Annotated in this window: 23 protein-coding genes and 1 riboswitch; of the genes, 9 read left to right on the forward strand and 14 right to left on the reverse strand. The window is 73.5% G+C overall.

Annotated features, from left to right (window positions below):
* Window positions 1–11: 11 nt before the first annotated feature.
* Both BIV28_RS08935 and BIV28_RS08940 read left to right on the forward strand, forming a co-directional pair.
* Window positions 12–2762, forward strand: coding sequence for a sensor histidine kinase (locus BIV28_RS08935; RefSeq protein ID WP_083707175.1), 2751 nt, complete (start codon window positions 12–14; stop codon window positions 2760–2762).
* Window positions 2759–3436 carry a response regulator gene (locus BIV28_RS08940; protein WP_076261077.1) on the forward strand — a complete coding sequence of 226 codons (678 nt, stop codon included), beginning with the start codon at window positions 2759–2761 and terminating at the stop codon, window positions 3434–3436. The genes BIV28_RS08935 and BIV28_RS08940 overlap by 4 nt, the downstream gene beginning before the upstream one ends.
* 24 nt (window positions 3437–3460) lie before the next feature.
* Here BIV28_RS08940 and BIV28_RS08945 read toward each other — a convergent pair whose 3' ends face one another.
* Entirely contained in the window at window positions 3461–6361 is a 2901-nt protein-coding gene (locus BIV28_RS08945; protein WP_076261079.1) for an FtsK/SpoIIIE family DNA translocase, read from the reverse strand.
* Window positions 6362–6529: 168 nt separating this feature from the next.
* A riboswitch (SAM riboswitch) is annotated at window positions 6530–6652 on the forward strand.
* Window positions 6653–6691: 39 nt separating this feature from the next.
* Between BIV28_RS08945 and BIV28_RS08950 the strand changes: the two genes are divergently transcribed.
* The gene (locus tag BIV28_RS08950; RefSeq protein ID WP_076261081.1) at window positions 6692–8080 is read left to right on the forward strand and encodes an aminotransferase class V-fold PLP-dependent enzyme; all 1389 of its coding nucleotides are present in this window, start codon (window positions 6692–6694) and stop codon (window positions 8078–8080) included.
* Between the two features lie 130 nt (window positions 8081–8210).
* Here BIV28_RS08950 and BIV28_RS08955 read toward each other — a convergent pair whose 3' ends face one another.
* The 5 genes from BIV28_RS08955 to BIV28_RS08975 all read right to left on the reverse strand — a co-directional run bounded on the left by BIV28_RS08955 (window position 8211) and on the right by BIV28_RS08975 (window position 13412).
* Window positions 8211–9206, reverse strand: a complete 996-nt coding sequence (locus BIV28_RS08955; RefSeq protein ID WP_076261082.1) for an endonuclease/exonuclease/phosphatase family protein — start codon at window positions 9204–9206, stop codon at window positions 8211–8213.
* A gap of 7 nt (window positions 9207–9213) precedes the next feature.
* Window positions 9214–10899: a ribonuclease J gene (locus BIV28_RS08960; protein ID WP_076261083.1), complete on the reverse strand. Its 1686-nt coding sequence runs from the start codon at window positions 10897–10899 to the stop codon at window positions 9214–9216.
* Between the two features lie 63 nt (window positions 10900–10962).
* Window positions 10963–11850, reverse strand: a complete 888-nt coding sequence (gene dapA, locus BIV28_RS08965; protein WP_076261085.1) for a 4-hydroxy-tetrahydrodipicolinate synthase — start codon at window positions 11848–11850, stop codon at window positions 10963–10965.
* A 225-nt stretch (window positions 11851–12075) separates the two neighbouring features.
* Window positions 12076–12555: a dihydrofolate reductase gene (locus BIV28_RS08970; RefSeq protein WP_076261168.1), complete on the reverse strand. Its 480-nt coding sequence runs from the start codon at window positions 12553–12555 to the stop codon at window positions 12076–12078.
* A 41-nt stretch (window positions 12556–12596) separates the two neighbouring features.
* Window positions 12597–13412 carry a thymidylate synthase gene (locus tag BIV28_RS08975; protein WP_076261087.1) on the reverse strand — a complete coding sequence of 272 codons (816 nt, stop codon included), beginning with the start codon at window positions 13410–13412 and terminating at the stop codon, window positions 12597–12599.
* 209 nt (window positions 13413–13621) lie between these two features.
* Here BIV28_RS08975 and BIV28_RS08980 point away from each other — a divergent pair, with 209 nt between their 5' ends.
* Window positions 13622–14596, forward strand: a complete 975-nt coding sequence (locus BIV28_RS08980) for a type IV toxin-antitoxin system AbiEi family antitoxin domain-containing protein (protein ID WP_076261089.1) — start codon at window positions 13622–13624, stop codon at window positions 14594–14596.
* 60 nt (window positions 14597–14656) lie between these two features.
* Here the strand turns inward: BIV28_RS08980 and BIV28_RS08985 are convergent, their stop codons facing one another.
* From BIV28_RS08985 to paaA, 6 genes are all read right to left on the reverse strand, one after another.
* A complete protein-coding gene (locus tag BIV28_RS08985; RefSeq protein ID WP_423221535.1) occupies window positions 14657–15793 on the reverse strand; it encodes an NAD(P)-binding domain-containing protein in 1137 nt (378 codons plus the stop codon).
* A 35-nt stretch (window positions 15794–15828) separates the two neighbouring features.
* Window positions 15829–16989 (reverse strand): 1,2-phenylacetyl-CoA epoxidase subunit PaaE, encoded by a 1161-nt coding sequence (paaE, locus tag BIV28_RS08990; RefSeq protein ID WP_083707176.1) that lies wholly within the window; start codon window positions 16987–16989, stop codon window positions 15829–15831.
* On the reverse strand, window positions 16990–17463 hold the full coding sequence (gene paaD, locus BIV28_RS08995; protein WP_242652855.1) for a 1,2-phenylacetyl-CoA epoxidase subunit PaaD: 474 nt from the start codon (window positions 17461–17463) through the stop codon (window positions 16990–16992). It lies immediately after the preceding gene.
* A gap of 65 nt (window positions 17464–17528) precedes the next feature.
* Window positions 17529–18350 (reverse strand): 1,2-phenylacetyl-CoA epoxidase subunit PaaC, encoded by an 822-nt coding sequence (paaC, locus tag BIV28_RS09000; RefSeq protein ID WP_242652857.1) that lies wholly within the window; start codon window positions 18348–18350, stop codon window positions 17529–17531.
* Entirely contained in the window at window positions 18347–18664 is a 318-nt protein-coding gene (gene paaB / locus BIV28_RS09005; RefSeq protein WP_076261092.1) for a 1,2-phenylacetyl-CoA epoxidase subunit PaaB, read from the reverse strand. Before paaB ends, paaC begins: the two co-directional genes overlap by 4 nt.
* Window positions 18661–19713 (reverse strand): 1,2-phenylacetyl-CoA epoxidase subunit PaaA, encoded by a 1053-nt coding sequence (gene paaA, locus BIV28_RS09010; protein WP_076261094.1) that lies wholly within the window; start codon window positions 19711–19713, stop codon window positions 18661–18663. Before paaA ends, paaB begins: the two co-directional genes overlap by 4 nt.
* An 80-nt stretch (window positions 19714–19793) precedes the next feature.
* Between paaA and BIV28_RS09015 the strand changes: the two genes are divergently transcribed.
* The 4 genes from BIV28_RS09015 to BIV28_RS09030 are packed head-to-tail and all read left to right on the forward strand — an operon-like array spanning window position 19794 to window position 21881.
* A complete protein-coding gene (locus tag BIV28_RS09015; RefSeq protein ID WP_076261095.1) occupies window positions 19794–20423 on the forward strand; it encodes a GNAT family N-acetyltransferase in 630 nt (209 codons plus the stop codon).
* Window positions 20420–21211: an AzlC family ABC transporter permease gene (locus BIV28_RS09020; protein ID WP_076261097.1), complete on the forward strand. Its 792-nt coding sequence runs from the start codon at window positions 20420–20422 to the stop codon at window positions 21209–21211. The genes BIV28_RS09015 and BIV28_RS09020 overlap by 4 nt, the downstream gene beginning before the upstream one ends.
* The gene (locus BIV28_RS09025) at window positions 21208–21522 is read left to right on the forward strand and encodes an AzlD domain-containing protein (RefSeq protein WP_076261098.1); all 315 of its coding nucleotides are present in this window, start codon (window positions 21208–21210) and stop codon (window positions 21520–21522) included. The genes BIV28_RS09020 and BIV28_RS09025 overlap by 4 nt, the downstream gene beginning before the upstream one ends.
* Before the next feature lie 2 nt (window positions 21523–21524).
* The gene (locus BIV28_RS09030) at window positions 21525–21881 is read left to right on the forward strand and encodes an MmcQ/YjbR family DNA-binding protein (protein ID WP_207555863.1); all 357 of its coding nucleotides are present in this window, start codon (window positions 21525–21527) and stop codon (window positions 21879–21881) included.
* 31 nt (window positions 21882–21912) lie between these two features.
* On the opposite strand, the gene dapB is transcribed toward BIV28_RS09030, so the two are convergent.
* On the reverse strand, window positions 21913–22728 hold the full coding sequence (gene dapB, locus BIV28_RS09035; RefSeq protein WP_076261100.1) for a 4-hydroxy-tetrahydrodipicolinate reductase: 816 nt from the start codon (window positions 22726–22728) through the stop codon (window positions 21913–21915).
* 43 nt (window positions 22729–22771) lie between these two features.
* The gene (locus tag BIV28_RS09040) at window positions 22772–23806 is read right to left on the reverse strand and encodes a hypothetical protein (RefSeq protein ID WP_076261101.1); all 1035 of its coding nucleotides are present in this window, start codon (window positions 23804–23806) and stop codon (window positions 22772–22774) included.
* A gap of 150 nt (window positions 23807–23956) precedes the next feature.
* On the opposite strand from BIV28_RS09040, the gene BIV28_RS09045 reads away from it, so the two are divergent.
* Window positions 23957–25612 carry an FG-GAP-like repeat-containing protein gene (locus BIV28_RS09045; protein WP_083707185.1) on the forward strand — a complete coding sequence of 552 codons (1656 nt, stop codon included), beginning with the start codon at window positions 23957–23959 and terminating at the stop codon, window positions 25610–25612.
* Window positions 25613–25643: the final 31 nt, after the last annotated feature.

A 25643-nucleotide genomic window follows, 5' to 3' on the forward strand; every position in this document is an offset into this window, starting at 1 on the left:
AGGATCGGGACATGGCAGGAGGACCCGAGCAACCGGCGGTCCTCGGCGGCGAGCCCGGCGGCACGCCGACCGCCGGGCGAGGCCGGGGGCGCGGCTCGCTGCGGATCTACCTCGGCGCGGCCCCCGGCGTCGGCAAGACCGTCGCGATGCTCGACGAGGCGCACCGGCGCCTCGAGCGCGGCACAGACGTCGTCGTCGGCATCGTCGAGACCCACGGGCGCGCCCACACCGCAGCGCTGCTCGAGGGCCTGGAGGTGCTCCCCCGCCGCAACGTGGCCTACCGCGGCAGCGTGCTGCCCGAGCTCGACGTCGAGGCGGTCCTGGCCCGACGGCCGCATGTCGTGCTCGTCGACGAGCTGGCGCACACCAACGTCGGACCGGAGCTCGGCGGAGGGGGCGAGGGCCTCCGCGATGCCGGCCCGGGGTCGGCGGCCTCGCCCGGCAGCGCCGCCCACGAGAAGCGCTGGCAGGACGTCGAGACGATCCTCGACGCGGGCATCGACGTGCTCTCGACCCTCAACATCCAGCACCTCGAGTCGCTCAACGACACCGTCGAGTCGATCACCGGGGTGCGGCAGCGCGAGACCGTGCCCGACGAGGTCGTCCGCCGCGCCGACCAGGTCGAGCTCGTCGACATGACGCCGGAAGCCTTGCGCCGCAGGCTCGCCCACGGCAACGTGTACGCACCCGAGAAGGTCGACGCCGCCCTCGCCAACTACTTCCGCGTCGGCAACCTGTCAGCGCTGCGCGAGATCGCCCTGCTGTGGCTCGCCGACCGCGTCGACGAGGCCCTCGAGCGCTACCGGGCCGACGAGGGCATCGAGTCGGCGTGGCCGGCGCGCGAGCGGGTCGTCGTCGCCCTGACGGGCGGGCCGGAGAGCGAGACCCTCCTGCGCCGCGGCGCCCGGATCGCCACCCGCGTCGCCGGTGGCGAGCTCATCGCCTGCCACGTGCGCTCGTCGGAGGGGCTCGCGACGACCGACCCCGCCGAGCTGGCCCGGCTGCGCCGGATCGCCCGCGACGTCGGCGCCGAGTTCCACGAGGTGTCCGGCGCCGACGTGCCGGCCGCGATCCTCGACCACGCCCGCGGCGTCAACGCCACCCAGATCGTCGTCGGCGTGAGCCGGCGCAGCCGGTGGCAGCAGGTGCTGCGCCCGAGCATCGCCTCCGAGGTCGCCGACGGCTCGGGCGACATCGACGTGCACCTCGTGCCGCACGAGCGGTCCAAGGTCGCCGGGCGGGCCGGACGCGTGGGGCGTGCGTGGCGGCTGCCGTGGCGACGCGTCGTGGCGGGATTCGTGCTCGGGACCGTGTGCCTCGTCGCGCTGACCGCCGTGCTCGTCGCGACCCGCGAGGGCCACACCCTCTCGCTCGACCTGCTCCTCTACCTCGCGCTCACCGTGGCGTGCGCCCTCGTCGGCGGCATCTGGCCGGCGCTGTTCTGCGCGGTCGTCGGCTCGCTCGTCGTCAACTGGTTCTTCACCGAGCCGCGCGGCACCCTGACGATCAGCGACCCGCCCAACGCGCTCGCGCTCGCCGTGTTCGTCCTCGTCGCGATGGCCGTGTCGTCGGTCGTCAACCTCGTCGCGCGCCGCACCGAGCAGGCGCTGTCGGCCGAGCGGGAGTCGGCCGCGCTGGCCGCCCTGAGCCGCGACCTGCTCGCCGAGCCACGCCCGCTGCCCGCCGTCCTCGAGCGCGCCCGCGACGCCCTCGACATGCGCTCGGCGCTGCTCGTGCGCCTCGACGCCGGTGCCGCCGACGTCAGGGGCGCCACCGGGCGCGTCCTCGCCTCGACCGACCCGGCCCTGCCGGCCGGCGCCACGCTGCCGTCCGGACGCGTCTGGGCGCTCGACGTGCCCGTCGACGACGGCGTGCACCTCATCCTCGACGGCGAGCCCGTCGCGGCAGAGGACCAGCGCGTCCTCAACGCCTACGCCGCGCACGCCGCCATCCTCTACGGGCGCGAGCAGCTCGTCGAGGAGGCCCGGCGCGCAGCGGGACTCGCGCGCGACAACGCCGCCCGCACGACGCTCCTGGCCGCCGTCTCGCACGACCTGCGCACGCCGCTGGCCGGGATCAAGGCCGCCGTGTCGACGCTGCGCCAGACCGGCCTCGAGCTGCCGCCGGACGACGAGGCCGAGCTGCTCGAGTCGATCGAGGGCGGGGCCGACCAGCTCGACGCCGTCATCGGCAACCTCCTCGACCTCTCCCGCCTGCAGACCGGCGCCGTCCGCCCGCACACCGACGCCGTCGACCTCGTCGACGCCGTCGTCAACGCGCTGCGCACGACCTCCGAGCCCGGACGCGTCGAGCTGGCCCTCGACCCCGACGTGCCCGCCGCCGTTGCCGACCCGGGGCTGCTCGACCGGGTGCTCGCCAACGTCCTGGAGAACGCCTTGCGCCACAGCGGCTCCGCCCCGGTCCGGGTGACGGCCGGCCGGATCCACGACACCGTGCAGCTGCGGGTCGTCGACCGCGGGCCGGGTGTGGCCGACGAGGACAAGGACCGGATCTTCGAGGCGTTCCAGCGCGTCGGCGACGCACCGCGCGGCGAGGGCCTCGGGCTCGGCCTCGCGGTGGCCCGTGGTCTCATGACCGTCATGCACGGTTCCCTCGTGCCCGAGGACACCCCGGGCGGCGGCCTGACCATGGTCGTCGAGCTGCCGGCCGAGCCGGCCGTCGAGGTCGCGACCCTCGGCCTCCCGGCCCTCGAGGTCCCCACCAGCCAGGCCCCGACCGCCCACCCCGAGGAGGCCCCGTGAGCCGCGTCCTCGTCGTCGACGACGACCCACGCCTGCGCCGCACCCTGTCCATCGCCCTGCGCGCGCACGGGCACGAGGTGCTCACGGCCGCCGACGGGCGCAGCGCCGTGCAGACGGCTCTCGAGGACTCCCCCGACGTCGTCATCCTCGACCTCGGGCTGCCCGACCTCGACGGCGTCGACGTGCTCCAGCAGGTGCGGCGGGGCTCCGGGGTGCCGGTCATCGTGCTGTCGGCCCGGCACGAGTCCGACGACAAGATCGAGGCGCTCGACCTCGGCGCCGACGACTACGTGACCAAGCCGTTCGGCGTCGAGGAGCTGCTCGCTCGCGTCCGGGCCGCGGTGCGCCGCTCCGGTGAGGGCGGCCGTGCCATCGGCACCGTGGCCGGCGAGCGGTTCACCCTCGACTTCGCCGAACGGCGGGCCACCGTCGAGGGCCACGACGTCCGCCTCACCCCGACCGAGTGGCGGCTGCTCGAGGCGCTGTGCCGCACGCCCGGGCACCTCGTGTCGCAGCAGGACCTGCTGCGCCAGGTGTGGGGCCCGTCCTACGGCCGCGAGTCGAACTACCTGCGGGTGTACGCCAACCAGCTGCGCCGCAAGCTCGAGCCGGACCCCGCGCGGCCGGTGCACCTCGTGACCGAGCCGGGCCTCGGCTACCGCTTCCTCACCTGAGGCGGGACCGGATCCCTCGGCCGCTCAGTAGCGCTCGCGGCCGCCGCGGTCGGTCAGCTGCCAGGCGTCCTCGGACTCCTCGTCGTCCTCCTCGTTGACCGTCGGCGTCATGTCGCCGGGCGACCACGCCGCGGTCGGCACGGCCGTCGTGTCCTCCTCGGCGTGGCGCCGCTCCTCGCGCTCGGCGACGATCGACGCCGTCCGCTGGGGCGCCAGCGGCTCGTCGTCGCCGCCCACGCCCGACGCGTCGAGTTCGACCGGCGGCGGCGCGTAGGGCTCGTCGTCCTCGGGGACGAGGCCCTCGTCGTCGAGGCCGTCGGCCACGGCCGGCGTCGGCACGTCCTCGCCGCGGAGCAGCGCGAGGGTCGTCGGCAGGTCGTCGGGGCGCACGAGCACGTCACGGGCCTTGGACCCCTCGCTCGGGCCGACGATGCCGCGCGACTCGAGCAGGTCCATGAGCCGGCCGGCCTTGGCGAACCCGACGCGCAGCTTGCGCTGGAGCATCGAGGTGGACCCGAACTGCGTCGTGACGACGAGCTCGGCCGCCTGGAGCAGCACGTCGAGGTCGTCGCCGATGTCGTCGTCGATCTGCTTCTTCGGCGCCACGACGGTGACGTCCTCGACGTAGTTCGGCTTGAGCTGGGTCGTGACGAACTTGACGACCTCGTGGATCTCGGACTCGTTGACCCACGCGCCCTGCACGCGCATCGGCTTGCTCGCGCCCATCGGCAGGAAGAGCGCGTCACCCTGGCCGATGAGCTTCTCCGCGCCGGGCTGGTCGAGCACGACGCGGCTGTCGGCGAGCGACGAGGTCGCGAAGGCCATGCGCGAGGGCACGTTGGCCTTGATGAGGCCGGTGACGACGTCGACCGACGGACGCTGCGTGGCGAGCACGAGGTGGATGCCGGCGGCGCGCGCGAGCTGGGTGATGCGCACGACCGACTCCTCGACGTCGCGCGGGGCGACCATCATGAGGTCGGCGAGCTCGTCGACGACGACGAGCAGGTACGGGTAGGTCGTGATCTGCCGCTCGGAGCCCGGCAGCGGCTTGACCTTGCCGGCGCGCACCGCCTTGTTGAAGTCGTCGACGTGCTTGAAGCCGAACGCCGCGAGGTCGTCGTAGCGCTGGTCCATCTCCTTGACGACCCACTGGAGGGCCTCGGCGGCCTTCTTCGGGTTCGTGATGATCGGCGTGATGAGGTGCGGGATGCCCTCGTAGGCCGTCAGCTCGACGCGCTTGGGGTCGACGAGGATGAGGCGCACCTCCTCCGGCGTCGAGCGCATGAGGATCGAGGTGATCATCGAGTTGACGAAGCTCGACTTTCCGGAGCCCGTGGCGCCGGCGACGAGCAGGTGCGGCATCTTGGCGAGGTTGGCGATGACGTACGCGCCCTCGACGTCCTTGCCGACGCCCATGACCATCGGGTGCTCGTTGCTCCGGGCCGTCTGGCTGCGCAGCACGTCGCCGAGCGCGACGTTCTCGCGGTCGGTGTTCGGGATCTCGATGCCGATGGCCGACTTGCCGGGGATCGGGCTGAGGATGCGCACGTCGGCCGAGGCGACGGCGTAGGCGATGTTCTTGGACAGCGCCGTGACGCGCTCGACCTTGGTGCCCGAGCCGAGCTCGACCTCGTAGCGGGTGACCGTCGGGCCGCGGGTGAAGCCGGTGACGGCGGCGTCGATGTCGAACTGCTCGAAGACCCCGGTGAGCGAGTCGACGACGGCGTCGTTGGTCTCGCTGCGGGTCTTGTGCGGCGAGCCCGGCTTGAGCATCGCGGCGTCGGGCAGGCGGTAGGTGATGTCGCCGCCGAGGCTGAGCTGCTCGACACGAGAAGGCATCTCGGACATCGGTGGCGGCACGAGCTCGGCCTTGGGGCCGATCTTGCTCGTGTCGGGCGCGCCGTGGGTCTTGGGGTCGGTGGCGTCGACCGCCTTCTCGCCGCCGGGGCGCGGGGCCAGGACGCCGGGGGCGGTCGGACGCTTCTCGCCCGGGCGCAGGCGCTTGGTGGGGGCGTCGTCGGCCTCCTTCTGCGCGGCCTGGCGGAACGCCTCGTCGCCGTCGCGCTCGGACAGGTCGACGGGCTTGCGGCGCGCCCGCTTGAGGGCGGCAGCCGGCGCGTCGGTGTCGCTGTCGGCGTCGGCGGGGTGGGTGCCGCGGTCGATGACGAGCGCCTTGAGCTGGCGCAGGCGCGTCGGGATCATGTTGACCGGCGTCGCGGTGATGACGAGCAGGCCGAAGACGCCGAGGAGCACGAGCAGCGCCGTGGCGCCGTAGGGCGACACCGCGGCGGCGATCGGGCTCGAGGCGAGGAAGCCGATGATGCCGCCGGCGGCGCGCATGCCGTCGGCGCCGTCGGGCGGGTTCGGGATGCCGTCGGCCAGGTGCGACAGGCCGCACGCGGCGAAGGTCAGGGCGATGGTGCCGACGATGATGCGGTTGGTCGTGGCCTCGTCCTGCGGCGCGCGCAGCATCCGCAGCCCGAGCGCGAGGAGCACGAGCGGCACGGCGTAGGCGACGCGTCCGAAGGTGCCGGCGAAGACGGCGTGCACGACCTGGCCGAAGGAGCCCGCGACGCCCCACCACTCGCGGGCCGCGACGACGACGGCGAGGGCGATGAGGGCGAACCCGATGCCGTCGCGCTTGTGCTCGGGCTCGAGCTCGGCGGCGCTGTGGCCGACGCGGCGCACCGCGCCCCCGGCGAGGTGCGAGACGCCCATCCACGTGTTGCGCACGGCGTTGAACGGGAACGGCAGGCCGCCGCCCCTGGCCTTGCTCTGCCCCTTGGTCTGGCCCTTGCGCGCGGCGGCCGGCTTGCGCTGCGCCGGGCGGGGTGTGCGGGCCGCCGGCGGGCGCGACGACGTGCCCTTGGCGCGCGTGGCGGCCGAGGAGCTCGTGCGCTGGGAGGTGGACGGACGTGTCGCCATGCTGGCACCGTACGCCAGCGTCTCTGTGAACTCACGCGTCACACGCGCACCACGGCGGATTGGCTCGGCGACGCCGCCCTCCGCGTCGCCGCCCCGACGTCTCAGATGCCGACACCCGGCGGCCGGTGGGTGGACACCCGGGCGACCGGCCGCCTATGGTCGTCGGCAGGTCAAGAGTGTCAGCGACAAGCCCCGGCTCGCTGGCCAGCAACCCTCCTCCGCGGTGGGGTGCTCCGGGTGACGACCAGGCCGCCCTCGGCTGGTTCTCGGCGAGGTCGGCAAGCGCGGACCTGCACCGGGTGGGTCCCTGGACCCTCGAGGAGCACTGCCATGTCGGCCCTTCCCAGCACCACGACTCTCTGTGGCGGCGGGCCCGCCCCCGTCGTTCGCACCCGCGCCCTGCGCGTCGTCGCGGAGGCCGAGGCCCTCCCCCGCGTCGTCGGCGCCGGCCTGCGTGTGCCGACGACCGCGGGCGAGGTGGCCTACGCCAACCTCGACCACGCCGCGTCGACGCCCGCGCTCCAGACCGTCAAGGACGCCGTCGACCGTGCCCTCGAGACGTACTCCTCGGTGCACCGCGGCGCCGGGTACGCCTCGCGCCTGACGAGCGCGTGGTACGAGCAGGCCCGCGACGAGGTGGCCCGGTTCGTCGGGGCCCGCGAGGGCGACGAGGTCGTCTTCACCCGCACGACGACCGACTCCTGGTCGGTCCTCGCCAACGCCCTGCCGAGCCGCGCGGTCGTCTTCGTCTTCGGCAGCGAGCACCACTCGACGCTGCTGCCCTGGGGCCGGTCGCGCACCGTGCGCCTGCCGATCCCGCAAGGCACCGACGACGCCCTCGACCTGCTCGACGAGGCGCTCGCCGAGCACCCCGGCAAGCACCGGCTCGTCGTGCTCACCGCGGCCTCGAACGTCACGGGCGAGGTGTGGCCGGTCGAGCGCTTCGCGCGCCTGGCCCACGAGCACGGCGCCCGGATCGCCGTCGACGCCGCGCAGCTGTCGGCCCACCGCCGCATCGACCTCGCGGCCTGGGACGCCGACTGGGTCGCCTTCTCCGGCCACAAGACCTACGCCCCCTTCGGCACCGGCGTGCTCGCCGGGCGCCGTGACTGGCTCGACGCCGGCGCCCCCTACCTGCCCGGTGGCGGCGCGACGGCGTCGGTCACCGAGACCGGCACGGTCTGGGCCACCGGCGCGGCGCGCCACGAGGGCGGCAGCCCCAACGTCGTCGGCGCCATCGCCCTCGCCGCCGCCTGCGCGACGATCGAGCGCCACCGCGAGGCCATCGAGGCCCACGAGGAGGACCTGCTCGAGCGCCTGCGCGGCGGGCTCGAGGCCGTGCCGGGCGTCGACGTCCTCTCGCTCTTCGGCGACGACCACGACCGGGTCGGCGTCGTCGCCTTCACGGTCACCGGGTTCGACCCCTCGCTCGTGTCGCAGGTGCTCTCGGTCGAGCACGGCATCGGCGTGCGCGACGGCAAGTTCTGCGCCCACCTGCTCGTCGACGAGCTGCTCGAGGACCCGTGGGGCGAGCGGCCCGAGACCGCGGTGCGCGCCAGCGTCGGGCTCGGCAGCACGGCCGAGGGCGTCGAGCGTCTCGTGGCCGCGGTGGCCGGCTTGGTCGCCGAGGGCCCGTCCCGCACGTGGACCCGCACCGCCGCCGGTTGGACCGTGGAGGGCACCGACCCCCGCGACGTCGAGGTCGAGCGGCCCTGGTGATGACCCCGCAACACACCGAGTGGTCGCCAACCCGTTCGGGTTGTGCCGGGCCTGGTTGGCAGCTGTTCGGTGTGTTGCGGTTCTGAGGGGGTTGGCGCGCTCGGGTCGCCGACCTCCGCAGCGCGCCGGGTCAGCGCTCGGTCGACAGCGAGTACGACGCCCAGACGGCCGCGTGGTCGGTGCGGTTGAGGGCCACCTGGCCCGCGTCGACGACGACGAGCCCGCGGCTCAGCTGGTGGTCGAGCGCGACGTACGGCGGGATGCGCCGCCCCTCGAACGGCCACGTGCGCACCCACCCCCGGCCGGCGGCCACCTGCGCGTCGACCAGCCCGTCGGCCAGGCGTCGGTACACCGGGTGACCGCTCGAGGCGTTGAAGTCGCCGGCCAGCAGCAGCGGCTCGGTCGTGGGCTGCTCGTGCACCCACGACGTCAGCGACGTCAGGGCGGCGTGCCAGGCGTCGGTCCGCCCCTGCAGCGGCGGTGGCGGGTGCACGGCCCGCAGCCGCACCCGGCCGACCGGTGTCGTGACGTCGACGTCGGGCTGGAGGCTGTCGCCGGCGGGGCTCACCCCGGCGTCGCGCTCGGTCAGGGGGTAGCGCGAGAGCAGCAGCGTGCCGACGACGCCCTCGCTGGCCCGACCGACGCGCTGGGGGAAGTAGGTGCGGGCGCCGGCGTCCTCGAGGTCCGATACCGCCTCCGGGGTCACCTCGACGAGCACGAGCACGTCGACCGCGTGGTACCGGACGGCGTCCATGATCTGCAGCGGGTTCGCATGTCCCTCATGGAGGTTCGCCGACATGACCGTGAGGTCGGGGTCGACCTTCGGCCGGGTGCTCGACGACCACGCCGGCGCCGCGACGACGAGCGCCACCACCGCGGCCGCGACGACCGGGACCGAGACCGCCCAGCGGCGCAGCAGCAGGGCGGCGGCCGCGAGCAGCACGAGCCCGACCACGACGATCGGTCCGGCGGTCTGGAGCACGACGACGAGGTAGGCCGTCGTGTCCCACCCACGCAGCGCCGCGACGGCGAGCAGCAGGAGCAGCGCCGCGAGCAGCGCGACGTCCGCGACGCGGCGCCAGCGTCGACGCGGCGCCGGCGACGCGTCCTCGGCGATGTCGGTCACGGGCGGCTCAGGCCTGCAGCACGACGGGGATGATCATCGGCCGGCGGCGGATCTTGCCACCGACCCACGACCCGACCGCACGCCGCACGATCTGCTGCAGCTGCTGGTCGTCGCGGACGCCGTTGGCCACGGCCTCCTCGATGGCCCGCTCGACCTTGGGGATGACCTGCTGGAAGATCTCGTCGTCCTCGACGAAACCGCGCGCCGTGATCTGCGGGCCGCTCGCGATCTTGCCGGTGGCCGAGTCGATGACGACGATGCACGAGATGAAACCCTCGTCGCGCAGGATGCGGCGGTCCTTGAGCAGCGCCTCGTCGGCACCGCCGACGCTGCTGCCGTCGACGTAGACGTAGCCGCAGTCGACGACGCCGACGACCGACGCCTTGCCGTCGACGAGGTCGACGACGACGCCGTCCTCGGCGAGCACGACGTGGTCCTCGGGGACGCCGGTCTGGATCGCGAGGCGGGAGTTGGCCCACATGTGGCGCCACTCGCCGTGCACCGGCATGACGTTGCGCGGCTTGACGATGTTGTAGCAGTAGAGCAGCTCGCCGGCGCTCGCGTGGCCCGAGACGTGCACCTTGGCGTTGCCCTTGTGCACGACGTTGGCGCCGTGGCGCATCAGGCCGTTGATGACGCGGTAGACGGCGTTCTCGTTGCCGGGGATGAGGCTGCTCGCGAGGAGCACGGTGTCGCCGGGGCCGACGTCGATGCGGTGCTCGCGGTTGGCCATCCGCGACAGCGCCGCCATCGGCTCGCCCTGGGAGCCGGTGCAGATGAGCACGACCTCCTCGTCGGGCATGTCGTTGACGCGCTTGATGTCGACGAGGATGTCCTCGGGCACGTGGAGGTAGCCGAGGTCGGCGGCGATGCCCATGTTGCGCACCATCGAGCGTCCGACCATGGCGACCTTGCGGCCGGCCTTCTCGGCGGCGTTCAGCACCTGCTGCACGCGGTGCACGTGGCTGCTGAAGCAGGCCACGATGATCCGACGCTCGGCGTGCCGGAAGACCTTGTCGATGGCCGGGGCGATCTCGAGCTCGGGCGTGGTGAAGCCCGGGACGTCGGCGTTCGTCGAGTCGGTGAGGAAGAGGTCGACGCCCTCCTCCCCCAGCCGGGCGAAGGCGCGCAGGTCGGTGAGGCGACCGTCGAGCGGCAGCTGGTCCATCTTGAAGTCGCCGGTGTGCAGCAGCGTGCCGGCCTCGGTGCGCACGAACACGGCCAGCGCGTCGGGGATCGAGTGGTTGACCGCGACGAACTCGAGGTCGAAGACGCCGAGCTTCTCGCGCTGGCCCTCCTTGACCGCCATCGTGAACGGCTTGATGCGGTGCTCCTTGAGCTTGGCCTCGACGAGGGCGAGGGTCAGCGTGGAGCCGATGAGCGGGATGTCGCCCTTCATGCGCAGCAGGTACGGGACGGCACCGATGTGGTCCTCGTGCCCGTGCGTCAGGACGATGGCCTCGATGTCGTCGAGGCGGTCCTCGATGTAGGTGAAGTCCGGGAGGATGAGGTCGACGCCGGGGTGGTGGTCCTCGGGGAAGAGGACGCCGCAGTCGATGACGAGCAGGCGGCCCTTCGTCTCGACGACGGCCATGTTGCGGCCGACCTCGCCGAGCCCACCGAGCGCGACGACCCTCAGGCCGTTGTCGGGGAGGGCGGGCGGTGCGGTCAGCTCGGGGTGAGGGTGGCTCACAGGTGTCCTGTCGTGTCGGGGGTGCTGCGCGGCGCGGGCGCCGGCAGGGGTCTCAGGTGGTGGTCATCCGGCGACCGTCGCGAGCGCGTCGCGCAGCAGCGCGGTCTGGTGCTCGTCCGCGGGGACGAGCGGGAGCCGGACGGTGGGCGTCTCGATGACGCCCTGGAGGGCGAGGGCGGCCTTGGCCATGATCGCGCCCTGCGTGACGTTCATGACGGCGTCGACGATCGGCGCGAGGCGCCGGTGGACGCCACGGGCGTCGTCCCAGCGTCCGGCGACGACGGCGTCGGCCATCTCGCGGTAGGCGGCGGGGGCGACCTGCGAGGTGACCCCGACGAAGCCGACCGCGCCGTTGACGAAGTGGAAGAGGTTCATCGCGTCGTCGCCGGAGTACCAGGCCAGGCCGGTGCGCTCGATGAGGTCGCCGGCGAGCCAGAGGTCGGCCCGCGCGTCCTTGACCGCGACGATGCGCTCGTGCTCGGCGATGCGCAGATAGGTGTCGCGGGCGATCGGGACGACGGAGCGCCCCGGGATGTCGTAGACCATGACCGGAAGGTCGCTCGCGTCGGCCAGCGCGGTGAAGTGGGCCACGAGCCCCGCCTGCGGCGGCTTGTTGTAGTACGGCGTGACGGCGAGCACGGCGTCGGCACCGGCCTTGGCCGCGGCCTGCACCGACTCGATGCTCTTGGCGGTGTCGTTGCTGCCGGCCCCGGCGATGACGACGGCGCGCTCGCCCACGGCGTCGATGACGGCCCGGAGCAGCTCGTCCTTCTCGGTGGCCGACGTGGTCGGCGACTCGCCGGTCGTGCCCGACACGACGAGGCCGTCGTGGCCGGCGTCGACGAGGTGCGTGGCGAGGCGCTGCGCCGCGTCGAGGTCGACGGAGCCGTCGGCCCGCATGGGGGTGACCATCGCCGAGAGAACACGTCCGAGCGGGGGTGCGGCAGCCATGGGCCCAAGGTTAGCGCCCACGCCTGCGGGCCAACGAGGACGCCCATGCCGGGTCTCGCGGCGCTCGTCACCGGCCGCTCTGCAGAGTCCGGAGGTGGCTCGGCCCGGGTACGACGCGAGGCACTACTCGCTCGGGGGTCCGAGTAGTGCCTCGCACGGGGTACATCGCGGCGCTCGGCCCGGCGTTACACGGCGGGCCGCGTCAGGGCGTCGTGACGTCTGCGGTCATCGGCGTGCGACGTGGGTGCGCTCGTAGGTGACCCACGTGAACCCGTCGTGCGGGTCGCGGGCCGTCTCGACCCAGTCGGCGGCGTCGATGTCGGGGAAGGTGACCGAGCCGTCGGGCGTCTGGTCGACCTCGGTGACGAGCAGCCGCGAGGCGAACGGCATCGCGAGGCGGTAGACCTCTCCCCCGCCCACGACGAAGACCTCGTCCGCGGGACCGGCGAGCGCCAGCGCCTCGTCGAGCGAGTGGGCCGTCTCGACGCCGGGATGGCTCCACTCCTCCTGGCGGGTCACGACGATGCTGCGCCGCCCCGGCAGCACGCCCATCGAGTCGAAGGTGCGCCGCCCCATGACCATCGGGTGGCCCATCGTCGTGCGCTTGAAGTACTTGAGGTCCTCGCTCAGGTGCCAGGGCATCGCGGCGCCGTCACCGATGACGCCGTTGCGCCCGACGGCGACGATCATCGTCACGTTCGTCATGGCCTCAGCCTGCCAGACCCGCACCCGGGCCCCGGACCTGCTCAGACGGCGATGGGGGCCTTGATGCCCGGCTCGGCGACGTAGTCGACCAGCTCGAAGTCGTCGAGGTCGAACTCGTCGATGGAGGTCTTGCCCGGCGTGATGCGCATCGTCGGCAGCGGGTGCGGCGTGCGGGTCAGCTGCAGCCGGGCCTGCTCGAGGTGGTTGAGGTAGAGGTGGGCGTCGCCGAGCGTGTGCACGAACTCGCCGGGCTCGAGGTCGGTGAGCTGGGCGACCATCTGCGTGAGCAGCGCGTAGCTGGCGATGTTGAACGGCACGCCGAGGAAGATGTCGGCGCTGCGCTGGTAGAGCTGGCACGACAGCCGACGCCGGCCGTCGGGGCCGGGCGGCGAGACGTAGAACTGGAACATCGTGTGGCACGGCGGCAGCGCCATGTCGTCGACGTCGGCGACGTTCCACGCCGACACGATGAGGCGCCGGCTGTCGGGGTTGGTGCGGATCTGCTCGATGACCTTGGCGATCTGGTCGACGCGGCGGCCGTCGGGCGTCGGCCAGGAGCGCCACTGGTAGCCGTAGATGGGTCCGAGGTCGCCGGTGGCGGGGTCGGCCCACTCGTCCCAGATGCTGATGCCGCGCTCCTGCAGCCAGCGCACGTTGGTGTCGCCGCGCAGGAACCAGAGCAGCTCGCCGATGATCGAGCGCAGGTGCAGCTTCTTGGTCGTCATGGCCGGGAAGCCGTCGGCGAGGTCGAAGCGCATCTGGTACCCGAAGGTGCTGAGCGTGCCGGTGCCGGTCCGGTCGGACTTCTCCTGCCCGTGGGTCAGGACGTGGTCGAGGAGGTCGAGGTACTGCCGCACGAGCGCAGCCTAACCCCGCTCGCCGACGCCATCCCGCAGGCCGACCGCGCGCCGGAGGGCCACCCCCGCACGACCGGTGCTCGACGCGTCGGTAGGTCCGTGTGCATCCGATGGGGTCAGGACCCCACCGGTCGCACACACCACCTGCCACCGACCTCACCTGTGGAGGGTCCCGGCGAGGTGCTGTGCTGGGCGAGGACCATGACCGGATGCGTGCGGACAGGGTCATCGAGCAGTCACCGCGGCTGCGCGCCAGGGTGCGTGGCCAGTCGGGACTCATCACCCGGACGCAGGCCCTCGACGCGGGTATCGGCATCGAGGCCGTCCGCTGGGCCCTCGCGTCGGGCCGCTGGACGGCCCCGCACCCCGGGGTCTACCTCACGACCCCCGGACGGGACGACTGGGAGGTCCGCGCCGTTGCCACCATGCTGCCGGTGGGCGGCCTCGTGGCCCTGACCGGCGCGAGCGCCCGCTTTGCCTGGGGCCTGGAGCGTCGACTGCCGCAGAAGACCCATGTCATCGTCCCGGCCGGCCGACGTGCGCCCGTGCGCGGCGACCTCACGGTGACGCGGAGCCGCCGGTTCGACGAGTGGATCCACCCGACGGCCTGGCCGCACCGGACGACCGTCGAGCACAGCGTGCTGCACGTCGAGAAGGGGCAACCGTTCGAGCGGGTGCTGTCCCTCGTCGCCCGAGCGTGCCAGCAGGGACTCACCTCGGAGCAGCGGCTCGTCGAGGCGCTCGCAGCGCGCCAGGGGCAACCGTTCGGCGCGCTCCTTCGAGAGTGCCTGAGCGATGTCGGGGCCGGCGCGGAGTCTGCCGCGGAGATCCGCTACATCCGCGACGTCGAACGCGCACACGGCCTGCCGAGGGCCATCCGCCAGGCGGTCCTCGCTCAGGCACGTCGCTGCGACAACCTCTACGAGGAGCACGGCCTGGTGCTCGAGGTCGACGGACGCGTGGGCCACGAGGGCTGGGCCGGCCGGGTTCGTGACGGTGCCCGGGACCGGGCCGCGGCGCGTGAGGGACGCCTGACCGTCCGGGGCTACTGGACCGACGTCGCCTCGACGCCGTGCGCCTTCGCCGACGAGGTGGGCTCGCTCCTCCAGATGCGGGGCTGGGTTGGTTCGCCCAGGCCGTGTCGCAGGCGAGACTGCTTCCTGCGCGCGCCACGAGCAGCGTGAGAGCCGCCGCCGCGTGCGGCAGCTGGGGTCAGGCCCCCACCCGATGCACACACTCGGGGCTCAGGCGGGGCGGGCGTCGGTGGCGTCGGCGGACGCGTCGTGGAGCTGGTCGACGACGGCCCGGGCGGCGGTGCGTCCTGCCCGGTTGGCGCCGATCGTCGACGCGGACGGTCCGTAGCCGACGAAGTGGATGCGCGGGTCGGCGGTCGAGGTGGTGAAGGTGTGCCGGTCGTGCGGCGCCCGCAGCCGGATGCCGCCGTGCTCGCTGCGCAGGTGCAGCGGCGCGAGGTGCCCGACGCTCGGGCGGAAGCCGGTGGCCCAGAGGATGATGTCGGCGGGCTCGAACGTGCCGTCGGCCCAGCGGACCCCGTCGGGCTCGATGCGCTCGAACATCGGCCGACGCCGGTACGCGCCGAGCTCGGCGGCCCGCGCCTCCTGGGGTCGCAGCGCGAGCCCGGTGACGCCGACGACGCTCTGCGGCGCCTGCCCGCGCGCGACCCGCTCCTCGACGAGCGCGACCGCCCGGCGACCCGCGTCCTCGGTGAACGGCCCGGTGCGCCAGACCGGCTCGCGGCGGGTCACCCACGTCGTGTGCGCGACCGGCGCGATCTCGCCGAGGATCTGCACGGCCGACGCGCCGCCGCCCACGACGACGACGCGCTGGCCGGCGAGGTCGTCGGGCCCGGTGTAGTCGACGGTGTGCAGCTGGCGGCCGCGGAAGGTCTGCGCCCCGGGGTAGGCCGGCAGGAACGGTGAACGCCAGGTGCCGGTCGCGTTGACGACCGAGCGTGTCAGCCAGGGGCCGGCCGTCGTCTCGACGCGGAGCAGGCCGTCGCGGTCCTCGTCTACCGGCCCGACGCGCGTCACGCGAACGGGTCGCACGACGGGCAGGTCGAAGCGTCGCTCGTAGGCGGCGAAGTACGCCGGTACGGCGACGTTGGCCCGCGAGGCGGGGTCGGCGTCGGGGAGGACGTCGGCGAAAGCCAGACCCGGCAGGTCGGCGATGCCGTGCACGTCGCGCATGGTCAGGCTGTCCCACCGGTGCTGCCACGCCCCACCCGGCGCGTCGTCGGCGTCGAGCACGACGAACGGCGCGACGCCGAGGCGACGCAGGTGGTGCGCCGCTGACAAGCCGGCCTGACCGGCGCCGATGACGACGACCTCCACGCGTTCCACGTCGGTTGAACGCGTGGCCACCACGCGGTCTTCCCGGCGCGGCCGGCCCTCAGACGTCAGGCGTCGTAGTCGAGCGAGACCTCGTCGGTGACCGGGTGGCTCTGGCAGGCAAGGACGATGCCGGCCTCGACCTCCTCCGGCTCGAGCGCGTAGTTGCGGTCCATCCGAACCTCCCCCGACACGAGCCGGGCCCGGCACGTGCCGCAGACGCCGCCCGTGCACGAGTACGGCGCGTCGGGGCGGGCCCGCAGCGTCGCGTCGAGGATCGTCTCCTCCTTGCTCGGCATCGGGATGATCGTGGTGCGGCCGTCGAGGTTGACGGTGACCGTGGCCTCGGGCGGCGCACCCTCGTCGACGACGACCTTGCGCTTCGGCTCGGTGCCGTCGTCGACGTGGAAGATCTCGTGGTGCACGTGGTGCAGGTCGACGCCGCGCTCGCGCAGCAGGGCCTCGGCACCGGTGACCATCCCGAACGGGCCGCAGAGGTACCACTCGTCGACCGACTGGACGGGCAGGAGCCGGTCGAAGATCGCCGTCAGGCGCTCGGCGTCGAGGCGGCCGTGGAACAGCTCGACGTCCTGGGCCTCGCGGGACAGGACGTTGACGAGGTGGAAGCGGCCGGGGAAGCGGTTCTTGAGGTCCTCGAGCTCCTCGAGGAACATCACCGAGCTGGTGCGACGGTTGCCGAAGAGCAGCGTCGCCCGTGAGAGCGGCTCCTCCTCGAGGGCCGTCGTCAGCAGCGACAGCACCGGCGTGATGCCCGAGCCGGCCGCGATGGCGACGTGGTGCCGGGCGAGCTCGGGCCGCGTCGGGCAGGTGAACGACCCGAGCGGCGTCATGACCTCGACGACGTCACCCGCGGCGACGACGTCGTTCATCCAGTTCGACATCCGGCCCTCGGGCACGCGCGCGACGGCGACCCGTCGGAGGTGCTCCATGCCGGCAGCCCCGCGGGACTGGCAGATCGAGTACGACTGCCGCACGTCCTCGCCGTTGATCGTCGCGCGGACGGTCAGGTGCTGGCCGGGCTGGAAGGCGAACTCGTCGGCGAGGTCGTCCGGGACCTCGAAGGCCACCGCGACGGCGTCGTCGGTCAGCCGCTCGACCGAGGCGATGCGCAGCTCGTGGAAGCGGGCGCGGTGGCGGGAGGGCGCGTCGATGCCGTCGGACGCCGGGTCGGACGCGGGCGCGGCGGCGTCGGTGGTGAGGTCGGTCATTCAGAGGGCCTTGAACTCGTCGAAGGGCTCGAGGCACGCGTTGCAGCGGCGCAGGGCCTTGCACGCGGTCGAGCCGAAGTGGGCGATCTCGGTGGTGTCGTCGGAGCCGCAGCGCGGGCAGGCCACGACGTGGCGGGCCAGGCGCACGAGCACCGGGCCCGACGTGTCGGCCCCCGACGCCGGGCCGGGCGGCGCGATGCCGAAGCGGTGCAGGGCCGCCCGCCCCTCCTCGGTCATCCAGTCGGTGGTCCAGGGCGGCGACAGCAGGGTGCGCACCGTGGCCTCGTAGCCGTGCTCGCGCGCGGCGAAGACGATGCGGTCGGTGATGGCCTCCATCGCCGGGCACCCGCTGTAGGTGGGGGTCACGGTGGCGACGAGCGTGCGCGCCGCGTCGTCGACCTCGACCGAGCGCAGGATGCCGAGGTCGGCGATGCTGATGACCGGGACCTCGGGGTCGGGGGTGCGCGAGATCACCTGCGCGACAGTCGAGTCCGAGAAATCGACTGATGCACCTGCGCGCTGTCCGGTGGCCACGGCCGTCACCACGTGGCGCCGGGGTGCGACCGGGCGATGTGCTGGAGCTCGGCGAGCAGGTAGCCCATCGGTCGGGAGTGGACGCCGTCGCGACCGCCACGCGAGCGCCACGACGGGGCCTCGGGCACCGTCAGCGTCGCCTCGGCGAGCACGGCGTGCACGCGTCGGGTCACCGGCTCCTCGAGCGCCGACGGGAGCACGCCGAAGCCGCCTGCGGCAGCAAGCACCGACGCGTCGTCGTCGGCGAACAGCTCTGCGACGTAAGGGGCGACGCGCTCGAGCGCGGCCTGCATGCGACGGTGCGACTCCTCGGTGCCGTCGCCGAGGCGGCACACCCAGAGCGTCGCGTGGTCGAGGTGGTAGCGGACCTCCTTGATCGCCTTGGCCGCGACCCCACCCACGACGTCGTCGGAGGACTCGGCGAGGCGCGTGTGCAGCTCGACCTGGTAGGCGGAGAACCACAGGAGACGCGCCATCTCGTCGGCGAAGTCGCCGCGCTCCTGCTCGACGAGGTGCACGTTGCGCCACTGCCGCTCGTCGCGGAACATCGCGAAGTCGTCCTCGAGCCGGGCGGTGCCGTCGAGCGAGCCCGCGTACGGGTAGAGCGCGCGGGCCTGTCCGAGGAGGTCGAGCGAGATGTTGCCGAGCGCCATGTCCTCCTCGATCTGCGGCGCGTTCGTCATCCACTCGGCGAGGCGCTGGGCGTAGACGAGGGCGTCGTCGGCCAGGCCGACGAGGTAGTCGGCGGTCGGCGCGGTGGGCCCGGTCGGTGCGGTCCGTGCGGTCCGTGCGGCGGGCGCGGGCTGGTGCTGGTTCACGTCGGTCACAGGTACTCGACGTCCTCGGGCACGTCGTAGAACGTGGGGTGCCGGTAGATCTTGTCGGCGGCCGGGTCGAAGAAGGAGTCCTTCTCGTCGGGGCTGCTCGCCGTGATGTCGTCGGCGCGCACCACCCAGATCGACACACCCTCCTGGCGACGCGTGTAGACGTCACGCGCGTTGCGCAGCGCGAGCTCGGCGTCAGGGGCGTGCAGCGATCCGACGTGCACGTGCGACAGGCCCCGCTTGCCGCGCACGAAGACCTCCCACAGCGGCCAGCTCCTCTCGTTCGAGGGGGCGACTGCGTCCGAACCTCCGCTCACGCGGCACTCTCCTTCGTCTTCGTGGCCTGCTTGGCCGCGTACGCGTTGGCGGCCTCACGGACCCACGCGCCGTCGTCGTGCGCGCGCCGGCGGTGCTCGATGCGCTCGGCGTTGCACGGCCCGTCGCCGCGCAGGACCTGCCAGAACTCGTCCCAGTCGATCTCGCCGAAGTCGTAGTGGCCGCGGTCCTCGTTCCAGCGCAGCTCGGGGTCGGGCAGCACGATGCCGAGCTTGTCGGCCTGCGGCACCATCATGTCGACGAACTTCTGGCGCAGGTCGTCGTTGCTGAACCGCTTGATGCCCCAGGCCATCGACTGCTCGGTGTGGCCGCCCTTGGCCGCCTCGCCGGTGTCGGGCGGGCCGAACATCGCCAGCGCCGGCCACCACCAGCGGTTCGTGGCGTCCTCGGCCATCGCCTGCTGCGCGTCGGTGCCGCGCATGAGGTTCCAGAGGATCTCGAAGCCCTGCCGCTGGTGGAAGGACTCCTCCTTGCAGACGCGGATCATGGCGCGCGCGTACGGGCCGTAGGAGCAGCGGCAGAGCGGCACCTGGTTCATGATCGCCGCGCCGTCGACGAGCCAGCCGATGGCCCCGCAGTCGGCCCAGGTCAGGGTCGGGTAGTTGAAGATCGAGGAGTACTTCTGCCGGCCGTCGTGGAGGCGCTCGAGCAGCTCCTGCCGGTCGATCCCGAGGGTCTCGGCCGCGCTGTAGAGGTAGAGCCCGTGCCCGGCCTCGTCCTGGACCTTGGCGATGAGGATCGCCTTGCGCCGTAGGCTCGGCGCCCGCGTGATCCAGTTGCCCTCGGGCTGCATCCCGATGATCTCGGAGTGCGCGTGCTGGGCGATCTGGCGGATCAGCGTCTGGCGGTACTTCTCCGGCATGTCGTCGCGCGGCTCGATGCGCTGGTCGGCCGCGATGAGCGCGTCGAAGCCGCCGCCGTCGCCCGGACGATGCTCGGCCTGCTGGCCGTCCGCGAGGGCCGCGTCGTAGTCGGCGGTCTCGGCCGCGTTGAGCGGCTCGTTCGGGTCGATGACGTCATTGCCATACATGTGTCCAGTATGCGAGAAGGGCGCCACCCTCGACAAAGTGGCCCCTCCGGCGGCTGACGGGCGGCTGAGAGGATGCCGGGGTGAACCTCCCCGACGACACGCCGCACCAGCACGACCACGGACACGAGCACGCCCACGAGCACGCCCACGAGCACGACCGGGGCCCGGTCGCCGACGCCAGCGTCCGGGTCGCCCGCACATCCGACGCGCCGGCCGTCGGGCTCGTGCAGGCGGTCGTCTTCCGTGAGGCGTACGCCGGCGTGCTCGGGCCGGACGTGCTCGCACAGTTCGAGCCGAGGGTCTTCGCGAGCGCCTGGCGCGACAGTCTCGAGGGGGAGGCCGCCGGCGACGGCGTGCTCCTCGTGGCGTGCGCGGGCGAGCAGGTCGTCGGCTTCGCTGCGGTCGGCGCCTCGGGCGACCCCGACGCCGGTGACACCACGGCCGAGCTGCTCGTGCTCGCGGTGCACCCCGAGGCCCGGGCCCAGGGGCACGGCTCCCGCCTGCTCCACGCCGTCGTAGACACCGCCCGGGCGCGCGGGCGCGACCACCTGACCGCCTGGCTGCTCGCCTCCGACGACGGAGTGCGCGCTTTCCTCACCGCCGCCGGCATGGGGCCCGACGGCGCGCACCGCGAGCGCGTCGTCGACGCCGACGGCCGCAGCGTCAGCGAACTGCGCCTGTCCGCGTCGGTGGCGCCGGAGCCTTCGTGACCGACGCCGCCGCACCCGCCGCGCTCCCAGGCGGTGAGCGTCGGGTCGTCGTGCGAGAGGCGCTGTCCGTCGGCATCGCGACCGGCGCGTACGGCATCAGCTTCGGGGCCCTGGCCGTGGCCGCGGGGCTCGACGTCTGGCAGGCGATGGCCCTGTCTCTGCTCATGTTCACCGGCGGGTCGCAGTTCGCTTTCGTCGGCATCGTCGCCAACGGGCTGCACGCCGCCCCGGCCGCGATCGCGGCGTCGTCGCTGCTCGGGGTCCGCAACGGCCTCTACGCCCTCGAGCTGACCCAGCTGCTCGGCGTCCGTGGGGTCCGCCGCATCGCCGCCGCCCACCTGACCATCGACGAGTCGACGGCCGTCGCCGTGTCGCAGGAGGACGTCCGGGCCTCGCGCCTCGGCTTCTGGCTCACCGGCGTCTCGGTCTTCACGCTCTGGAACCTCACGACCCTCGCGGGCGCCCTGCTCGGCAACGCGCTCGGCGACCCGCGCCGGTACGGCCTCGACGCCGCGGCCTGTGCCGCCTTCACGGCCCTGCTCTGGCCGCGCCTGCGCAGCCGCGACGCCGTGGCGATCGCGGCCGTGGCCGGCGTCGTCGCGGTGGTCCTGTCCCCGACGCTGCCGGCCGGCGTCCCCGTGCTCGTCGCGGCGTTCGCGGCCCTCATCGCGTGGCGCAGCCCCAAGGACGACGCGCCCGAGGCGTCGCGGGGCCCGGCGCCGAGCCCGACGGCCGGCCTCGTTGAGCGGCCCGACGCCGACCTCCCCCACGACGGGGGCCGGCGATGACCCTGTGGGTGGCGATCCTGCTCGCCGCGGCGATCGCCTTCGGGCTCAAGCTCGCCGGCTACCTCGTGCCGGCGAGCCTGCTGGCGCAGCCGCGGGTCAAGCGCGTCACCGCCGCCCTCCCCGTGGCCCTGCTCGCCGCGCTCATCGCGACGCAGACGTTCACCGTTCCCGGTGGCGGCCTGACGCTCGATGCCCGGCTCGCGGCGGTGGGGGTCGCGGTCGTGGCACTGCTGTTCCGGGCCCCGTTCATCGTCGTCGTCGTGCTCGGCGCGGGGACCGCGGCCCTCCTGCGCGCCGTCGGCTGGGGCTGACCGTGACCGACGCGGACGACGTGCGCCGGCTCGCCCTCGCGCTGCCCGGCGTCGAGGAGATCGCCAGCGCGGGCTTCGACTTCCGCGTGGGCGGGCACGGCTTCGTCTGGTCCTATCCCGAGCGCGTCCCGGGACAGCGTCGCGTCATCCGCACCGACATCGCCGTGCTCTACGTCGGTGACGAGGCGGAGAAGCAGGCCCTCGTGCTCGGCGAGCCGGACCTCTTCTTCACGACCCCTGCCTACGACGGATCTCCGCTCGTCATGGTCCGGCTCGAGCGAGTGGATGCCGACCGGCTCGACGAGCTCGTCACCGACGCCTGGCGGATGCGGGCGCCGAACGACCTCCGTGACGACTGAACGCCCGAGTACGGGGCCCGCGGGAGGTCCGTCAGTCGAGGCCGAGGTAGTGCTCGAGACCCACGGTGACGCCCGGGTGGTCAGCCACCGCTCGCACGGCGGCGATGACGCCGGGCATGAACGAGGCGCGGTCGAAGGAGTCGTGCCGGATCGTCAGCTGCTCCCCCGCGTTGCCCAGCAGGACCTCCTGGTGGGCGGTGAGGCCGCGCAGCCGGACCGAGTGCACCGGCACGCCGTCGACGCGGGCGCCGCGCGCGCCGTCGGGGTCGTGCGTCGTGGCGTCGGGCCCCGGCCCGACGCCCGCCTCGGTGCGGGAGGCGGCGATCATCGACGCGGTCCGGGCCGCCGTGCCCGAGGGCGCGTCGACCTTCGCCGGGTGGTGCAGCTCGATGACCTCGACCGACTCGAAGAACGGGGCGGCCTTGGCCGCGAACGCCATCATGAGCAGGGCACCGATGGCGAAGTTCGGGGCGATGAGGACGCCCACTCCGGCTCCGCTGCTCGACGGCGGCGCCTCGGCGAGCTGTCCACGCAGGGCCTCGAGCCGCTCGACGTCCCACCCTGTCGTGCCGACGACGACGTGCACGCCGCGCTCGACGCAGTGGGCGACGTTGCCGGGCGAGGCGGCCGGCACGGTCAGCTCGACGGCGACGTCGGCACCGCCGAGGTCGCCGAGGTCGTCGCTGCTGCCGTAGGCGCCGACGAGCCGGACCCCCTCGGCCGCCTCGAGCGCCCGGACCGCCTCCGACCCCATGCGTCCGCTCGCCCCGATGACGGCGACGCGGACCTCACGCGTCCCCGCACCCCTGCGCTCGTCCCCTGCCGCCTGCTCGCTCGTCGTCTGCACGCCTCGAGGGTAGTGGCGGCTCGCGGCACCGCGCCGGATGGTCTCAGCGGGTCAGCACCTGGTTCGTGCTGTGGGCGATGATCGTCGCCCGGCCGGACTCAGGTACCGCCACCAGGGCCTGGACGAGGAAGGTGAACGTGAAGTCCTGGGGAAACTTCTCCTTGATGCCGAGCACGGCACGGGCGCGCGCGTCGAAGTTCATGTACGCACCGCGGTCCTTGAGCTGCGCGTAGTTCTGGCAGCGCAGGGTCAGGGCACCGAGGAGACCGGTCTGCGTGCGCCACACCCCGAAGGCTCCCGGGGAGTCGTCCGGCAGCGCCATGCAGGTGACGGTGAGGTCTGCGAGGGACGTGTCACCGACCTTCATGACGGCCGCTCGCACCGGCGCCACGGAGGCCTGGTCGACGTGGGTCGGGCGCGTCGCCCTCTCGAGGTAGTGCAACACCTCCTGACGCAGGCCAAGGAGCCGACGCCGGTCAGCCTTGCCGGCCGTGGACGCCGTGCCCGGCAGCGCGGGTCCGGGCAGGGCTGCGGGCTTGACGCGGAAGGACTGCGCGTTGAACCACCGCCCACCCTCGCGGGTCTGCACCATGAGCCGGACGCCGGTCAGGGCCTGCTCCGAGGCCGTGAGACCGCCTCGCCCTGATCCGGCGACGAGCGCGAGCCTGGGCAGCGTCGTGTCGGCCCCGGCGAAGACCTGCTCGGGCGACATCGAGAAGTCGACGTGCGGCTTCCGCTCGGAGACAGGTGTCGTGGACCTGACGACGACGGCATGGTCGTCCTCGAGCAGGAGCGGCCCGATGTCGGCCGTGCGCCAGATCTTCGGGTCGAGCGAGGCGTACGAACCACGTGCCGCGGCGTTGTTGCGCTTGTCGTAGTCGGCCATGGCTGCCTTCGCCCGAGCGAGGTCGAGCACCGCCTCGGGTGCGGGGTCCGCGGCCGACCGGGACGTGGGGGCCACCGACGGCGTCGGGGCACCGGTCGGGTCGCCGGAGCAGGCGGCAAGGGCCACGACCGCGGAGCAGGCGGCGACGACGGTGACGCGGCGGAGGCGAGGGCGGTGAACGAGACGGGTCATGGGAGACAGCCAACTCGAGTCGTCGGCGGCGCCTCGGCCGTCATCCACAGGCCGCCGCCGACCGGATGTGGTTGCCGACGCGCTCCGTCGGTCACAAAGCGTCCCCACGCCTCGGAACCCGGCGGACACTGGGAGGAGGAAGTGATCGCCATGCCGAACTGCGCCCACCCCGCCTCCTGGTCCTCCGGACCCGCCGCCCACGCGGCCCGCACCCCTCGTCGTGGGCGTGCACGCCATCGCCTCGCCGCCGTCGTCGCCGCCCTGGCCCTCGCTCTCTCCTTCGGGGTGGTCACCGCGCCGGCCACCAGCGCAGCAGTGCTCTTCGGCAACGACATCTCCTGGCCGCAGTGCACGGTCGCCGACGGTGGCGCCGGCCAGCCGATGCCGCCCACCTCGACGCAGTTCGTCGTCGTCGGCCTGACCCACGGGCTGCCGTTCACCGAGAACCCCTGTGTCGCCGACCAGCTGCAGTGGGTCCGGGACCACGCCAAGCCGGCCCACGCCTACACGATGGCCGGCTTCCCGACCACGGCCCAGCTGGCGACCTACGGGTCGCAGGGGCCGTGGGCCACCTCGACCCGCGCCGGGCGCCTGTCCAACGTCGGCTACGCGGAGGCCGGCTACGCCGCGTCGACCCTGTCGCGCATCGGCTGGCACCCGCCGGTGGTCTGGATCGACGTCGAGCCCCGACCGGCGCAGCCGTGGCCCTCGGCCACGTGGGCGCAGCGGGTCGAGAACCGCTACGTCGTCGAGGGGCTCATGCGCGGCCTGCGCGACCGCGGCTACGCCTACGGCGTCTACTCGAACTCCTCCGGCTGGCAGGCGATCACGGGCTCGTGGCTGCTGCCCGGTGTGCCGGTGTGGGCGACCGCGGGGACGCTCGACTACCCGAGCGAGGCGCTGGACCGGTGCACGCAGCCGAGCTTCTCCGGAGGCCACGTCTACCTGTCCCAGTGGTGGAACGCGACGACCGACTTCGACCGCACGTGCGAGCCGTACGGCTTCACCGCCCTGCCAGTCGCGGCCTCGACCCTGACGGCGTCGACGGGTGACGTCGACGGCGACTGGCGCACGGACGTGCTGGCCCGCTGGACGACCGGTGTGCTCAAGCTGTACTCCGGGACGGGCACCGGCAGCCTGTCGCTCGGCCGGCAGATCGGCACGGGGTGGGGCGGCATGGACGCCCTCGACACCGCCGGCGACCTCGACGGCAACGGCACGCTCGACGTCATCGCCCGCGAGCGGGTGACCGGCGACCTCTGGCTCTACCGCGGCGACGGTCGCGGCGGCTGGACCCTGCCGCGGCTGCGCATCGGCACCGGCTGGGGCGGCATGAGCGCGATCGTCGGCCCCGGCGACCTCACCGGCGACGGCCGGCCCGACCTGCTCGCCCGTCGCGCCTCGGACGGCACCGCCTGGGTCTACCCCGGCACCGGGCACGCCACGTGGCAGCCGCGCATCCAGGTCGCCTCGGGCTGGAACCGCTACGACCGGATCGTGCCCGTCGGCGACGTCACCGGCGACGGGCGCCCCGACGTCATGGCCCGGGAGCCCTCGACCGGACGCCTGTGGCTGCTCGCCGGCACCGGGGCAGGCGGTTTCGCCGCACCGGTCCTCGTGGGAACCGGCTGGAACGGCATGACCGCGCTCGCCTCCCCCGGCGACTTCGACGGCGACCGCGTCGGCGACGTCCTCGCCCGCGACGGCGCCGGCGTCCTCTGGCTCTACCCGCGCACGGCGTCCGGCGGCTGGTCCCCGCGGCGCCAGGTGAGCACCGGGTGGAACGTCGTGGACGCGATCTTCTGAACGGTCCGACGGCCCGGTCAGGCACCTGTCA

Source organism: Intrasporangium flavum, assembly GCF_001956915.1.
GTDB lineage: Bacteria > Actinomycetota > Actinomycetes > Actinomycetales > Dermatophilaceae > Monashia > Monashia flava.

Bases quoted from the DNA above. Each gene is read 5' to 3' on its own strand.
- BIV28_RS08935 (WP_083707175.1), top strand. From the start codon at position 12: ATGGCAGGAGGACCCGAGCAACCGGCGGTCCTCGGCGGCGAGCCCGGC.
- BIV28_RS08945 (WP_076261079.1), bottom strand. From the start codon at position 6,361: ATGGCGACACGTCCGTCCACCTCCCAGCGCACGAGCTCCTCGGCCGCC.
- BIV28_RS08950 (WP_076261081.1), top strand. From the start codon at position 6,692: ATGTCGGCCCTTCCCAGCACCACGACTCTCTGTGGCGGCGGGCCCGCC.
- dapA (WP_076261085.1), bottom strand. From the start codon at position 11,850: ATGGCTGCCGCACCCCCGCTCGGACGTGTTCTCTCGGCGATGGTCACC.
- BIV28_RS08970 (WP_076261168.1), bottom strand. From the start codon at position 12,555: ATGACGAACGTGACGATGATCGTCGCCGTCGGGCGCAACGGCGTCATC.
- BIV28_RS08980 (WP_076261089.1), top strand. From the start codon at position 13,622: ATGCGTGCGGACAGGGTCATCGAGCAGTCACCGCGGCTGCGCGCCAGG.
- paaE (WP_083707176.1), bottom strand. From the start codon at position 16,989: ATGACCGACCTCACCACCGACGCCGCCGCGCCCGCGTCCGACCCGGCG.
- paaA (WP_076261094.1), bottom strand. From the start codon at position 19,713: ATGTATGGCAATGACGTCATCGACCCGAACGAGCCGCTCAACGCGGCC.
- BIV28_RS09025 (WP_076261098.1), top strand. From the start codon at position 21,208: ATGACCCTGTGGGTGGCGATCCTGCTCGCCGCGGCGATCGCCTTCGGG.
- BIV28_RS09040 (WP_076261101.1), bottom strand. From the start codon at position 23,806: ATGACCCGTCTCGTTCACCGCCCTCGCCTCCGCCGCGTCACCGTCGTC.
- BIV28_RS09045 (WP_083707185.1), top strand. From the start codon at position 23,957: ATGCCGAACTGCGCCCACCCCGCCTCCTGGTCCTCCGGACCCGCCGCC.